Annotated in this window: 18 protein-coding genes and 1 tRNA gene; 2 read left to right on the top strand and 17 right to left on the bottom strand. The window is 42.7% G+C overall.

Translation table 11 applies throughout. From position 1 onward, the window contains the following. Positions 1 to 146 precede the first annotated feature (146 nt). Complete coding sequence (locus tag GPK90_RS05715; protein ID WP_215702475.1) at positions 147 to 1,139, bottom strand: DUF4397 domain-containing protein; 993 nt, start codon at positions 1,137 to 1,139, stop codon at positions 147 to 149. A 205-nt stretch (positions 1,140 to 1,344) separates the two neighbouring features. On the opposite strand from GPK90_RS05715, the gene GPK90_RS05710 reads away from it, so the two are divergent. Next, a tRNA-Thr gene (locus tag GPK90_RS05710) sits at positions 1,345 to 1,417 on the top strand. Positions 1,418 to 1,677: 260 nt separating this feature from the next. Here the strand turns inward: GPK90_RS05710 and rlmB are convergent. The 5 genes from rlmB to GPK90_RS05685 all read right to left on the bottom strand — a co-directional run bounded on the left by rlmB (position 1,678) and on the right by GPK90_RS05685 (position 5,876). Beyond that, complete coding sequence (rlmB, locus tag GPK90_RS05705) at positions 1,678 to 2,424, bottom strand: 23S rRNA (guanosine(2251)-2'-O)-methyltransferase RlmB (RefSeq protein ID WP_015554667.1); 747 nt, start codon at positions 2,422 to 2,424, stop codon at positions 1,678 to 1,680. After that, positions 2,414 to 2,890, bottom strand: coding sequence for a Mini-ribonuclease 3 (locus GPK90_RS05700; RefSeq protein WP_215702474.1), 477 nt, complete (start codon positions 2,888 to 2,890; stop codon positions 2,414 to 2,416). The genes rlmB and GPK90_RS05700 overlap by 11 nt, the downstream gene beginning before the upstream one ends. After that, the gene (cysS, locus tag GPK90_RS05695) at positions 2,875 to 4,284 is read right to left on the bottom strand and encodes a cysteine--tRNA ligase (protein ID WP_118531943.1); all 1,410 of its coding nucleotides are present in this window, start codon (positions 4,282 to 4,284) and stop codon (positions 2,875 to 2,877) included. The genes GPK90_RS05700 and cysS overlap by 16 nt, the downstream gene beginning before the upstream one ends. A 42-nt stretch (positions 4,285 to 4,326) precedes the next feature. Next, positions 4,327 to 4,878 carry a 2-C-methyl-D-erythritol 2,4-cyclodiphosphate synthase gene (gene ispF / locus GPK90_RS05690; protein ID WP_118532113.1) on the bottom strand — a complete coding sequence of 184 codons (552 nt, stop codon included), beginning with the start codon at positions 4,876 to 4,878 and terminating at the stop codon, positions 4,327 to 4,329. A 71-nt stretch (positions 4,879 to 4,949) separates the two neighbouring features. Then, positions 4,950 to 5,876, bottom strand: coding sequence for a diacylglycerol/lipid kinase family protein (locus GPK90_RS05685; protein WP_118299215.1), 927 nt, complete (start codon positions 5,874 to 5,876; stop codon positions 4,950 to 4,952). Positions 5,877 to 6,313: 437 nt separating this feature from the next. On the opposite strand from GPK90_RS05685, the gene GPK90_RS05680 reads away from it, so the two are divergent. Continuing rightward, the gene (locus GPK90_RS05680) at positions 6,314 to 7,225 is read left to right on the top strand and encodes a hypothetical protein (protein ID WP_215702473.1); all 912 of its coding nucleotides are present in this window, start codon (positions 6,314 to 6,316) and stop codon (positions 7,223 to 7,225) included. A 406-nt stretch (positions 7,226 to 7,631) separates the two neighbouring features. On the opposite strand, the gene GPK90_RS05675 is transcribed toward GPK90_RS05680, so the two are convergent. The 11 genes from GPK90_RS05675 to nrdG all read right to left on the bottom strand — a co-directional run bounded on the left by GPK90_RS05675 (position 7,632) and on the right by nrdG (position 13,692). Next, positions 7,632 to 8,303, bottom strand: a complete 672-nt coding sequence (locus GPK90_RS05675; RefSeq protein ID WP_252197353.1) for a cell wall hydrolase — start codon at positions 8,301 to 8,303, stop codon at positions 7,632 to 7,634. Between the two features lie 162 nt (positions 8,304 to 8,465). Beyond that, complete coding sequence (locus tag GPK90_RS05670; protein ID WP_215702472.1) at positions 8,466 to 9,575, bottom strand: RNA-guided endonuclease TnpB family protein; 1,110 nt, start codon at positions 9,573 to 9,575, stop codon at positions 8,466 to 8,468. Positions 9,576 to 9,790: 215 nt separating this feature from the next. Further along, positions 9,791 to 10,351 (bottom strand): hypothetical protein, encoded by a 561-nt coding sequence (locus tag GPK90_RS05665; protein ID WP_215702471.1) that lies wholly within the window; start codon positions 10,349 to 10,351, stop codon positions 9,791 to 9,793. A gap of 69 nt (positions 10,352 to 10,420) precedes the next feature. Continuing rightward, entirely contained in the window at positions 10,421 to 10,663 is a 243-nt protein-coding gene (locus GPK90_RS05660; RefSeq protein ID WP_486463661.1) for a polya polymerase, read from the bottom strand. Further along, positions 10,660 to 10,911, bottom strand: coding sequence for a hypothetical protein (locus GPK90_RS05655; protein WP_215702470.1), 252 nt, complete (start codon positions 10,909 to 10,911; stop codon positions 10,660 to 10,662). The genes GPK90_RS05660 and GPK90_RS05655 overlap by 4 nt, the downstream gene beginning before the upstream one ends. Positions 10,912 to 10,923: 12 nt before the next feature. After that, positions 10,924 to 11,196 carry an inorganic diphosphatase gene (locus GPK90_RS05650; RefSeq protein WP_215702469.1) on the bottom strand — a complete coding sequence of 91 codons (273 nt, stop codon included), beginning with the start codon at positions 11,194 to 11,196 and terminating at the stop codon, positions 10,924 to 10,926. A gap of 9 nt (positions 11,197 to 11,205) precedes the next feature. Continuing rightward, positions 11,206 to 12,045, bottom strand: a complete 840-nt coding sequence (locus GPK90_RS05645) for an HNH endonuclease family protein (RefSeq protein ID WP_215702468.1) — start codon at positions 12,043 to 12,045, stop codon at positions 11,206 to 11,208. Positions 12,046 to 12,080: 35 nt separating this feature from the next. Then, positions 12,081 to 12,515: a dUTP diphosphatase gene (locus GPK90_RS05640; RefSeq protein ID WP_215702467.1), complete on the bottom strand. Its 435-nt coding sequence runs from the start codon at positions 12,513 to 12,515 to the stop codon at positions 12,081 to 12,083. Next, positions 12,515 to 12,841, bottom strand: coding sequence for a hypothetical protein (locus GPK90_RS05635; protein ID WP_215702466.1), 327 nt, complete (start codon positions 12,839 to 12,841; stop codon positions 12,515 to 12,517). The genes GPK90_RS05640 and GPK90_RS05635 overlap by 1 nt, the downstream gene beginning before the upstream one ends. Next, positions 12,842 to 13,126 carry a DUF6275 family protein gene (locus GPK90_RS05630; protein ID WP_215702465.1) on the bottom strand — a complete coding sequence of 95 codons (285 nt, stop codon included), beginning with the start codon at positions 13,124 to 13,126 and terminating at the stop codon, positions 12,842 to 12,844. 14 nt (positions 13,127 to 13,140) lie between these two features. Next, positions 13,141 to 13,692, bottom strand: a complete 552-nt coding sequence (gene nrdG / locus GPK90_RS05625) for an anaerobic ribonucleoside-triphosphate reductase activating protein (RefSeq protein ID WP_215702464.1) — start codon at positions 13,690 to 13,692, stop codon at positions 13,141 to 13,143.

The raw sequence follows: 13,692 nt of genomic DNA, 5'->3' as shown, positions 1-13,692 counted from the left end.
GCAGACTGGCATTTCCCGCCCCTGTCCGTCTGCTCATTCTATCCACGGCTGCTCCCGGTGCCGGAATGCGTAAGGCACATTCCTTTTATCTATTACGCAGATTATAGACGATTTTTACAAATAATGCAATCCTGCCACAACATGCTTCAGTCCTCAAGGACATACACCCGGAAGAGGCCGGACCACGGATTTCCGATAATATAGCAGGTGTAGGCTCTTCCAGCACGAACATTGACGTTGAAGGTGAGAAGCGGATTCGACACGGTGCAGGTCGGACAGGAAACGCCGACGATAGAAGAAAGGACAAGGACCGGAAGCTCGCCTAAGGCCGAAACTGCATACTGGGAACCTGTCACAAAGAAGGTATAGGTTCCGCTGGATGTCTGTTTATAGCTCGTCACTTCCTTGTATCCGACCCCCGCAAATGCTGTCTGGTTGTTGAAGGTCCGCACATCGTAGCTGGATCCCGCGTAGGACATGTTCGCGACACGGAGGCAGCCGTAACCTGACGGAACGTTCGTACAGCCCATGTCGGAGACACGGGTCAGGGACACTCCGGAAACCGTGTCTAAGATCACCATCGTGAGCCTCTCACCGGACACAAAGGCAATCGTCTGCTGATAATAGATCTGACCGTTGGTCCTGCGCACAGTGACGGTATGGAATCCGTCCGTCACGCGGATATAAGAAGAGATCGTGGCAAATTCGGAACCGGAAAAGATATTCCGGCCATCGATATAGACGTCCAGAGTTCGGCCCGAAGTGCTGGCATTTAAAAACCGGACTCTGCTGTAGTAATTTCCTCCTGAGACCGTCGGATATGTGACCGGAAAAGAAATCGCCGGAAAGCCCGGGCGTCCGATGGTATTGTCGGGATAGACAGGGCGACCGCCAGACGGCGCGACCGGTGTCGTCGGGATTCCAGCGAGATCGTCATCCCCAGGATAAACAGGTCTTCCGCCCGGTGAAGCGATGGGCGGCACAGGGATTCCCGCAAGATCATCGTCTCCCGGATAAACAAAAACTCCTCCTAATGGCTCGGCCGGTGTCTCCGGTACATTTGCGTCATTCTTCCCTGCTACAACCTCCGCCGTATTCTCTCCCGACGGTTCCGGCATTGATGTTGGATTCTCTGGCATATTAACACCTCAATATCTTTTTTACTACAAAATATGAAAGCAGAACGGAAAATGTTCCCTGCACATGTTTGAACCTCCATGAGCTTTCCGAGGAATTGATCTTTTTGTATGAAAAATTTATTCAAATTTTTTTATTTTTATCGTTGACAAACCTGTTGATCCATGATACTATATTGGAGGTTCGAAAAACACAGTAAATGTGTTCGCTGCCTTGGCTCAGCTGGTAGAGCGTCGCCTTGGTAAGGCGGAGGTCGGCAGTTCAAATCTGCTAGGCAGCTTAAACCATGAGGCTTTCCGGAATATCCGGGAAGCCTTTTTTCGCGTGACAGGGAATTTCCTGTTGTACGAAAAGGTACGAACGCGCCAGTGATGTACACACACGCAGGACGCCCGGACATGTCAGAGCAATTGTTTATTACAATTGATAAGACTCCCGCCTCTTTCAGGCGGTGAGTACTTGCAGGAAATCCTTCGCGCACAAAAAAGACCCGGGAAACTCCTCTCCACGGGTCTTTTTTCATAATCAAAATTTTAAATTCTATGCCTTCGCCAGTCTCTGTCTCACGATCTCATACGCGAGAACACCTGTCGCAACGGACGCGTTCAGGGAATCGATATCACCCTTCATTGGGATCGACGCGATCATATCGCATTTTTCCTTCACAAGACGGCTCACGCCCTCCCCCTCATTTCCAATCACAAGGCCGATCGGTCCGGTGAGGTTTAAACGGTACATGCTCTCTCCACCCATATCGGCGCAGACGAACCAGATGCCGCGTTTCTTTAAATCCTCGATCGTCGCCGCCATATTGGTGACCTTTGCGACCGGCGTATAGTTTAACGCACCTGCGGAGGTTCTCGCAACCGTCGCGGTAAGTCCCACCGCGCGGCGTTTCGGAATGATCACTCCGTGAGCGCCCGCAAGGTTCGCGGTACGGATGATCGCTCCAAGGTTGTGCGGATCCTCAATTCCGTCAAGCAGGAATAAAAACGGCGGTTCGCCCTTTTCTTCCGCAATTTTCAAAATATCTTCCACCTCAGCGTACTCATAAGCAGCGGCATACGCCATCACGCCCTGATGGTGTCCCGTCTCGGACATGGAATCCAGACGTTCCTTCGGAACAAAGTTTACGATCGTGTCATGCTTTTTCGCCTCTCTCACGATCGTGCGCACCGGTCCGTCCTGACATCCGTCAAGGACAAACAGCCGGTCGATGGTCTTTCCAGAGCGGAACGCCTCCAAAACAGCATTGCGCCCTTCAATCGTCAGTTCTTCATATCTCATCGGAGTTCTCCTCTTTTTGTTTTTCCGTATCGCCGGAGTCAGCTTTTCCGGTCTTTGTCATTGCCAGCGCCACAAGATCCACCATGCGTTCCGTTCTTCCGGACAGGTAAAGATATCCCATCAGAGCCTCAAAGCCTGTCGCCATCCGGTAATCCTTCATCGTGGCATTCTTGGCCATAGAGAAAGACTTCGCGTTTCTTCCCCGTTTGTAGACCGCATGCTCCTCCTCGGTCAGGTCATCCTCGATGGCCATCAGGAATTCTGCCTGGGCTGCAGCCTTCACAAGAGTCGAAGACTTCTTGTGAAGCTTATTCACCTGCATATTTCCCTCACTGACCACAATGGTACGGATCAGGATCTCGTAAGCCGCATCACCGAGATAGGCGAGCACAAGCGGAGAGTACTGGCCTGCATCCGTATCCTTTAAGTGGAATTTTTTCTTTAAAAGCATTAAGCTCTCTTCCATTTTACGCCCTCTCTTGTGTCCTCGAGAACGATTCCCATGTCGAGAAGCTTTCCTCTGATCTCATCTGCAAGTGCAAAGTTCTTTGCCTTTCTCGCCGCCTGTCTCTGGGCGATCAGGTCCTCCACCTCAGAGTCAAGAACCTCTTTCTTCTTCTCCGTGATGATTCCCATCACATCGCAGAGTCTCTGGATCTCATTCTTCATCCAGGAAACATATGCCTTTGTACTCGTCTCGGATACTGTAGAGTTGGAGAGCTTGATAAGTTCGAAGATCGCGGAGATCGCGTCTGCGGTGTTGAAATCATCATCCATCGCCGCCTCATACTTTGCAACGAGCTCCATTGCCTTTTTCTGATTCTCCTGCTCTTCCGCTGTCATCGCGTCTCCGGATACCTTTGCCTCCATCTCGCGGAGTTTCTCCATTCCGGTCAAGATCCTCTCAAGACCGTTCTTGGAAGATTCCATCAGATCTGCGCTGAAGTTTAACGGGCTTCTGTAGTGGGCGCTCAGCATAAAGAAACGGAGCACCTGAAGATCATATTTTTCGCTGATCTCACGGACGGTAAAGAAGTTTCCGAGCGATTTGGACATCTTCTTATTATCAATATTTAAGAACGCGTTGTGCATCCAGTATTTCGCGAAGGGCTTTCCGTTTGCTGCCTCACTCTGGGCGATCTCGTTCTCATGATGCGGGAAAATTAAGTCCTCGCCGCCCGCATGGATATCGATCTCATCACCGAGGTATCTCTTTGCCATAACGGAGCACTCGATATGCCAGCCCGGACGGCCTTCGCACCACGGGGACTCCCAGTACGGCTCACCTTCTTTTTTCGGCTTCCAGAGAACAAAGTCGTTCGGGTCCTGTTTTCCTTCCTCACCGGTTACCTTGATCTCACGGAAACCGGACTGAAGATCATCCAGGTTCTTGTGGGACAGCTTTCCGTAATCTTTAAACTTGCGGACACTGTAATAAACCGTTCCGTCCGCAGCAACATAGGCGTAGCCTTTCTCGATCAGGGTGCTGATCATGTTTAACATGCCGCAGATCTCTTCCGTCGCGAGCGGATTCTTTGTCGCCGGTTCGATATTCATGCCTTCCATGTCTTTTTTGCACTCTGCGATGTAGCGTTTGGAGATCGTCTCGGCGTCAACGCCTTCCTCGATCGCTTTCTTGATGATCTTGTCATCGACATCGGTAAAGTTGGATACATAATTGACATCGTATCCTTTATATTCAAAGTAACGTCTCACCGTATCAAATACGATCATCGGTCTTGCGTTTCCGATATGGATAAAGTTGTACACGGTCGGCCCGCATACATACATTTTTACTTTTCCCGGCTCGACCGGAACAAATTCTTCTTTTCTCTTTGTAAGTGTATTGTAGATCTTCATACCTTAGCTCCTTCATCTATCTTTCTGTCTGTGAGTCTCTTTTCATCCCTGCTGTTTACAGCCCGGGCAGCCTCCACAGCCCCCGGAGATCACTCCGACGCGGTCCTCCGGCGCGTAATCCGCAACCGAACTCAAAAGCGCGATCGCCTGGGCGGAGATTCCTTCCCCGGCCCCGGTAAATCCAAGACCTTCCTCCGTCGTCGCCTTCACGCTCACCTGATCAGGCTCGATCCCCAGCGCATCCGCGATATTTTTCGCCATCTGCGGACGGTACGGCAGAAGTTTTGGTCTCTGCGCGATCACCGTGGAATCGATATTCTCGATCAGATATCCGTTTTCCTGCAGGATCTTTCCGACTTCTTTTAAAAGTTCAACGCTCGAGATCCCTTTATATCTTTCATCTGAATCCGGGAAGTGCTGACCGATATCTCCGAGAGCCGCAGCCCCTAAAAGCGCGTCCATCACCGCGTGAAGAAGGACATCCGCATCCGAATGTCCTAAAAGTCCCTTTTCATACGGGATCTCCACACCGCCGAGGATCAGTTTTCTCCCTTCTACCAGACGATGTACATCATATCCCTGTCCGATTCTCATGAGAATCTCCTTTCCATAGCTGTTCATCTTCTTCCGTTTATGGGCAGTCCAAGACCGGCCCCGATACCACCTCAAGAACCGATCATCCGCATCCGCTTCGGGATACAGCGCACCACGAGATTCTGCTGGCACATACAGCTCTCACCGTCCATATGGACCGCGAGCGGTCTTGCCAGATGGACTTCCGCCTCGTTGCACTCAAAGACCCGGATCCCACGTTCTTTTTTCCGGACCCCCATCACAAGGTCCCGGAGGATCGGGATCATTTTTGTCTTTCTCGCGCTGTTTCCGATATAAACCGTCATCTTGCCATCATCATTCATCAGTTCGCTGTTCTTCCGTTTCTTCTTGTCTTCCCTGCGGACCATAAACGTAATGAAATATATATGATTAAACTCCACTTTCTGCGTCCCGTCAAGCAAAATATATCCTTTTGTCGGTTTTGCGAGAAAAAGCTGCTTGAGGCCAAGGCCGAATCTGAGTATTTTCGTCAGATGAAGTCTCGTCATCTGGTTTCTCACCGGGCAGCACAGAAGATTATGGCAGATCGCCGCGTCCAGTCCGATCCCGCACCGGCCCGCAAACCGCCTGCTCACGATCTCCTCATCTCCGAATGTTGCGACCCCATAGTCCAGCATCCGGTAATATTTCGGATGAAGGATCCGTTTTGCCTGACAGTTGACCTTCCAGAAGGATTCAAATCCCTTCGACAGCGCATTCCGAAAACCCGCCGGTACATATCCGAATGTCAGGAGTCCCCGGAAGGATACGCCATTCAGCACTTCATTATAAGTTCCTTCCCCGCCGACGATCACGATCACTTTCGCGTCATCCCGCTCGGCAGTCAGTACTTTTGCGATCTCAGCCGCGTCCCCCTGGTGTTCCGTAAAAAAGACCCGGTACTCCCGGCTGTCCATCTCCAGCTGATGTTCCAGTCGTTTCCAGATCCGGTATCCTCTTCCGGCACCGGCACTGGGATTTACGATAAACTGATACATAACGTCCTCCGAATCTTATATGTTCAGAATTTTCCGTGCAGCCATACACATCCTGACCGGGTCAGTACCATATGACATACGATATAGATTATAGTATATCACATAACCGCTAAAAAAAGGCTAAATTTTTTCTAAACTTCATGCAAGTGCACCGCGGGCACGTTACTGTTCGTTCCTTGCACAGACAGTAACTGATTTTGCCGAGGCTTCGCATTCCAAATCAGCGAAATGCACACACCACTCTATTGTCCGGAATTTTCAGTTCAGAAAATTCCTGCCCGCATACAGTAGCACGGACACATCCGCGTTGAAACGTAAGGAAATAGTAAATATCTCTTTCTTGTCAGCCAATATCTGTATCGATTATAATAAAAACAGATATAAGAAGCAAAGATATATAATTTTATGAACCCAAGCTCTGAAAGGAGGTCCCTGCTATGAAAAAAAGAATGCATGTCAGGCTTTTCATGTTGCTGTTCTATCTGATCTTTACAGTCACAGCACTTCCGATCACCGCAAAAGCTGATACGGGTCCAAAGCCCTCGGTGCGCATCCAGTTCAAAAATATGGGCGATGATCTGTGCTATGGCACACTGCTTTCAAAGGAGAAACGTACAGGACCTGCACGTGTCTGGGACGGCACCGCCAGAAATGAGCAGCTCTATGATCTTGACCGGAACATCTGGAAAGCTTTTGTAGATTACAAGGATCCTGACGGATATTATTTCCTTCAGAGGGGCTGGACGGTAAGCGAAACAGGCGAGATTGCGTGGACCTATTATCCACCCGAGGATTTTAAGATCCTCCTGTATTATCCGGAAACCGGGACCTTTGTATCAAGCGGAAGCTATGGGCGTTATGCATTTGATACTTATTACACCGTTGACATGGAGGGCGTCCGGATCGGATCCGTGGAATACAATGAGGGCCTGAGCACAAACGAGCGGATCAACGCGTATCGTTCCTATAATTATCGAAAGGAGCTTTTATCGCTCGCGGTCCGTATCCTTCTTACGATCGCAATTGAAATGGTCGTCGGGCTGTTATTCGGCTTCCGGCAGAAAAAACAGCTGCAGATCCTTGCGCTTGTAAATATCACGACGCAGCTTCTCTTAAATCTGCTTCTCAATATCATTCATTACAATGCCGGTCCGTTGGCCTTTATCACAAGCTATGTCTTTTTTGAGTTCATAGTCTTTGCGCTGGAGGCAGCTCTGTATTGCAGGCTTCTGAAGAAAGTGTCCCCAAAAAAGGAAAACGGGTACTACGTTCTCTATTCATTCATCGCAAATTCAGCATCGTTCTGGGTCGGATATTATCTTGCAACAGTATTACCGGGAATCTTTTAAGTGAGAATCCAGGCACCGACAGAGCCTCCCTTATGTCTGCAAGATCATTGCGGATGTTCTTTCCCGTTTTGGTGCAGCAGAATATTTCAGAAAAATTATTATGATCGAAAAAAATCCCGGGATTCTTCTCAGATTCTCGGGATTTCCAATCGTAGCGGAAGGGAGATTTGAACTCTCGACACCACGTTTGAAATACCCAATAAACAAGGAGGTTTGAGCACGTCATCCACCCAGTGTAAACAAAAGTGTAAACAAATTTTAGCTATTTTTTCGAACATAGGTTCGGAAATCGAATTAGTGTCTTTTTTAAAAATATAACCATTATATTATATCATAAAAATCCAATTTAAGGGAGTAGTCATTTTATTTTGACTGCTCCCTATTTTTTACGCCTCAGTGTTTGAGACTAATAGCAATAATAGTGATACTTTGTTTTTAGGTATACATTACCTTGACGACCGCCACTCTGGTATAATACGCCGTCCGGGAGAATACTTCCATTCTCTAACAACCACCGTGCATTTGCCCAGTTACGATCTGTGATCTGACGGTGAGCGTTACCGTCCCACCAGCTTGAATACTGCCCTCTCTGCGTGGCTACACCCGCAAATGTGTTAGGAAATTTGTTACTCTTGATTCTGTTTAAGAATACTGAGCCTACAAGTCTTTGCTCCTCGTCAGGAAGACTCTGGGCTTCTCCGCATAGAATCATTGCAAGGATTTTTAAATCCTCATCAGAATATGTACTGACCGGAACATCAGAGAACCAGTCTGCTTTCATAAAGGCGTATCCATCTTGTGTGGTAATCATTGCCCATCCATTGATCTCTGTAACAATCTCAAAAGATCCACCTCTCATGCTCTGTCCAAGGATTTCAGAGCTTGCGTTCGGTTCCTTACGGATGTTTACAGTAGTTGTAGTATACTTTGTTACCGTATCTGTCACGCTATTTAGAGCTTCTGCAAACTGTGCTGCCGTGACTGCAGTTGATGATTCAATTGTATTTGCCCGTGTCGCCACAGGCGTACAACAAGTGATGCACAGGGCGAACCCTGTTGCTAATAGAAATTTTTTCATTAAAAATACCTCCTGTTAGTTGTTAGTTGTGGATTACCGGTTTATCCATGTGTATGTAAACTCAAATGTCAACTACTCATAAGCCAAAGCTTAATGGGCTTGTAGCTCGATTAGACTTCGCAATTACATTTAAGGGCGTAATTGCTTATTCCAAAGCATAAACTACCTATCAGGACCAGAGCCAGCCCCTAAAATTCTTTTTCCCTCTGCTAATATATTTTTTGCAGCGTTAATATCTCTGTCGTGTATTTTGCCACATTCAGGACAGGTCCATTTTCTTATATATAATGGCTTTTTTCCACTAACACAGCCACAATAAGAACATATTTGAGAACTTGGAAACCATCTATCAATTTTTACAACAGTTCTTCCTTTGTTCGTTGCTTTATATTCCAACATGTTAATAAACATAGACCAACCAACATCTGCAATAGATAATGCCAAGTGATGATTTTTCATCATACCTTTTACATTTAAATCTTCCAAAGATATAACTTGATTCTCGTTAGTAATTTTGCAAGAAATTTTATGTAAATAGTCTTTTCGTTGATTCGCAATGTGTTGATGTAATTTAGCAACTTTTAATTTTTGTCTATTATAGTTATTGCTTCCCTTTGTCATTTTACTCAATTTTCTTTGTTCTCTTTTAAGCTTAAATAAGTTATTTCGTAAAGACTTTAATATAGGAAATTTAGTTCCATCAGAACATATTGCTAAATCTGTTAACCCTAAATCAATTCCTATTTCTTTTTCTACTTTTGGTAAGTTTTCGTTCATTTCATCTTCTTTCCAAAGTATAGAAATGTAAAACTCATTAGCAGGTGTCATAGAAATAGTACAAGACTTTGCAATTCCGGTTTTATGTCGATGGTTTACTATTTTTACTTTACCCAATTTTGGCAATTTGATAATTTCATTATCAATAGGAAATCCATTAGTGATCATAGTTTTATAACTATTTTTAGGATGTTTTTTACTTTTATATTTAGGAAAGCCTTTATTTGATTGTTTGAAGAATCCAGAAAAAGCAGATTGTAAATCCATCTGGGTAAAACAAAGTGCTTGTCCATCTACTTCTTTTAACCATTCATATTCTTTTTTATAAAAAGCTGGTGTATTTATCCTACTTTTCTTATTTTCCTCATAGTATTTAATATTGTCGGAAAGTGCTTGATTCCAATACCATCTGCAGCATCCAAAAGTTTTAAATATCAACTGCTTCTGTTCTTCGGTTGGAAAGCATCTAATTTTATATGCTTTTATGGTGCTCACCTCCAGATATAATATTCTCTCTTTGTTTTATTATTTGTCATACTCTCTTTCATTAACTAAAAATTCATTGGCTAAAAATTATTTTGAATTTCTTGTCACATTTTACGATCTCTATCGTTTATATTAGTGAAGGGCGGTAAAGCTAAAAGATATTTATGTGTAAAAGAGGTTGTGGTATCTTATGCCGTGCGTGAACCGCCCTTCGTTTTATCTCTTTATGCTGTGACAATTTCGTCGTAAAGTTTTGAAAAATTGTTAATATATGTTTCTTTGTATTTTTTAACAAATGTTTCCTCAATTAGCTTTATCATTTGCGATTTATTTTTCTCAAATAAAGCTTTAAATATAGGATACAGCTCCATCCAATCCACCATTAAAGCATAGTATTCGCCATTTTTTTCAAAAGTAGAATTATATTCTACTTTGTGAAATAATGCCAGTATAGAATTTGCAGAAAGACTGTATTTAAAATTGTCTTTAATCCAATTTATATTTTGTTGACTTTCGGCTAATTGTTTTCTTTTTTCTTTTAATTGGGTTATCAGATTAACATTGCCTTTTTCCACAAACTCTAAACAAGATTCTTTCCACCAGGCAGAACTTCCACCTGTTTCCATGTCAATGATTGAGTATCCGCCGTAACATGTTCCATTGCCGTATTTTTCTCCGTAAGAATATTCTATTACATACAATTTCCCTATATCGTCTCTTGGATCATTTGGATCACACCAATATGTATCAATTTTCTTAACGATATTTCCTGGTTTAAACCCCATATACCCACCTCTTTCTTTTTTTCTTTGATCCCATTTATTTTGAAATCACCATTTTGTGGTGATATTTTTTTACTCTTGCTGTAACATGTACTTCATAAGACGCTCAGAATCGCCTGTGGTGGACGTTACGAGTGTTAGTTGTAAAATGTACCCATTGGTAAATAAATCTGCGATAGCAAGGTACTGTGAGAGCTTGCTTTTAAGATTAATCATGTCCCCTTCGTCAGAAGCCAGAAATACATCTCCCTGGCATTCATCGATGACCTTAAAAAAGGTGTTGATATCTTTGATATTCATGAGTTTCATCTTCATATATAATTATTCTCCTTGTACAAGTATGATCTTGCCATTAACTCGTAATTAATCAAATTTGTAAATCCTGTTTCGAGAGCAGATTTGAGTAATTCCTCTATTTTATGTTCTGGCACATTGAACTTTAATGCGTATCCGTTAAATTCAACAATTAAAAGACATTTACTTAAAGAGTAGTCGTATTCTCTATATATCCTTTTTACCTCTATAACTTCTCGGTGACTATACTCTTTATACATGATTCTCATATGGTTATTCTCCTAATTTCCAACCAAAATAAATAATTTTCTTTTGCCAAGCTTGATCTCCTTGTAACTTAACCCATCAAGATTAACAACGAGATCCTTCCTATTTCTGCGAATCTCGCTGATAGATTTTGTTGCGCCAATGTCCACAAGGATTTTGGGCAAGAATCGCTCTTCCGTATAATGAGTCTTATCTTTTTCATTGGTGTCCCAATCGGTTAAATTCTTGCCAAAGATACTACATGGAGGAACGATTGGAGTTCCGATTACAATATTTTCTATGTACATGTATTCTCCTTAAGAAGCGATTAATTGATTGGCATTTATAAAGTTGAAAAATTTGTTCCTTAATTCTATTTCTGAATATGTCCCTTTTTCAACCTTTTGGATCTTTCCACCGGTCAATTTTTTTATTTCTTCATTTAAAAGAATATGGAACCTTGTATGCAATCCTCTTTTTATAATGTATAAATTTTCAGGATTATTGTTCAACTTATCGAAATCAATGTGATGCACACAATATTCTTGTGACAAATATTTTTTCCCGTTAATAATCGTGGAATTTTCTTCTGTTAATAAATATTTCTCGGCAATTAGACGATGTTCAAAGACCATATCATCAGAATTCTTAAATGGATGATTTAAACAACGGATAAGCTTATATCCGTAATAAGAAATTCGTTCATCAGATTTCCATGATGAATTTTTATCACCCTTTAAACCATATTGATGATTTCCTTCTCCACGCATTAAAATCGACTCAGCTTTTGACTTACATTCAGTCGAGCAATAATTATAGGTGTTTCTATCAATATGCGATTGTTTTCTGTGAAAAATTTTTCCGCAATATTCACATACACAGTTTTCTTCGCTTTGTTTTCTCCTGTATTCTCCCTCGCATTTCTTTCCACAAAAGATGTGCTGATGTTTTTCTATTCTAAATCGTTGACATAGAAATTCTTTTCCACAGTTATCACATTTTATTCTGATTTTGTCACATGGATGATCTTTATCAAATAAGAAATAATAGCCCTCAATCGGTTTATTATTTTTTCTACTTTTTCGCATTCTATGATCACTTATTCCTGTTGCAACCACTGCATCTTCTTGAGAGCTATATTTTGCAATAACGTTCATATTCTCGTCGTATTGTGTAATCGGTCTGTTTGGCATTAATTCTTACCTGTACTACCAAAGCCGCCACGACTTGTGTTGTCGAGATTTTCTACTTCCTCGATCTCAACCTGCGGCATTTTTTCCACGATTCTGAACTGACAAATACGGTCGTTTTTTCTAATAATTGTTTCTCTGGTAGCGTATGCCGGAAAGAACCACTGATCAGAAGAACCACAATACGTCTCGTCGATTAGGCCCATAGAGTTTGCTTGAATGATGCCATAGTTCTTAAAGGTGGAGCTACGTGGAATCACATGAGCCTCATAGCCTTCTGGAAGCTTCATACCAACACCCAGAGCGATAAGTCGAAAATCTCCTGGCTTGAGATTTGCGGATTCAGCCGCTCTCAAATCGATCCAGTCGCCCTTTTCAATTTTTTTAATTTTATCAATTTCTTTGTCAAAGTATTTAATCTGAATTTTTAAGCTCATTATCTTTCTTCCTTCCTGTATAATACTTCTCTTTTTATAAGGTCATTGATCAAGATTTCGAAGTTCTTAATCACATTTTCACGAACCAAATCACGACAGCAATTCGGGTTAAAGTAGAACGTGTTGTAAGTTGATTGTGTGTTCTTGTCGATCACTTCCCACTCAATTAAATCATGCAGATCCGCATTCAAATCAACTGTGATTGAGACATAAATAAGATTGCGACATAGGTTCTTTCGCAGCTCATATTTTGTTCCAAACTGTTTGAAGAAGCCAGCCTGAACTAACTTCTCAGGCGTGGCTCGTTTATGTAAATATAGTTCCAATTAGTTATTCTCCTTTATGGCAGAAAAATTGAATTCAGAGGACGAAATCTTCTTGTTGGAAATCTTTTGATAGATGTCTACATACATCTCATCTTTGTCACGGTTATAAGTAACTTCTGCATATTTGATTCCCATTGGTGGTCCCCAAATAGTACACTTTTTATAGCCCAATTCATGCGCAAACCAGACAAAATCTAACTTTGAAATGTCAGTTTCAACACCATATTTTTTTAGCTCATTAACGACCGCATTTTTAGCAACTATTTCGAATTCGTAACTTGTCATATAATCATTCTCCTTCAATCGCAATATAGGACGATTCTGCCCTGTTTAAGAGTCTCTTGCACGTCAATAACTCGCTGATTGGATGAACCTCGATAATTCAAATGTTGATCTTTTAATTTTTCAATATATGGGCCCTCAACAAGAACATCACACAAAGAAACAATCTTATTTCTCAGTTCGATGCGCCCATGTTTTTGAAGATCAAAATCGTTTGTAATAACTGGATGCATAATTTGCTCCCATGTTCGGCCAGAGTAAATCCAAATATTTTTTTCTGAAAACTTGTTTTTTATTCTTAGAACAAGGTTATAAATATCTTTCACGTTATCGTCAGCTAATGGCTCTCCACCTAAAATACTAATTCTCTTAATATAAGGGCGGTTGATGAGATCGAGGAAATGATCCTCGACCTCTTTCGTCCATTCTTTCCCATTATTAAAATCCCATGTGTCAGGATTGAAGCATCCTTTACAGTGAGGTATAATGTCACATCCCTGAGCAAATAAAGATACACCAATCTGACTTCCGTTGGAAATATCTAACTCTCTAATCTGTGCGTAACGCAT

The organism is Clostridium sp. MCC344, from assembly GCF_018785365.1.
Taxonomy (GTDB): domain Bacteria; phylum Bacillota; class Clostridia; order Lachnospirales; family Lachnospiraceae; genus Pilosibacter.
This window is presented reverse-complemented; position numbering and strand designations above follow the sequence as displayed.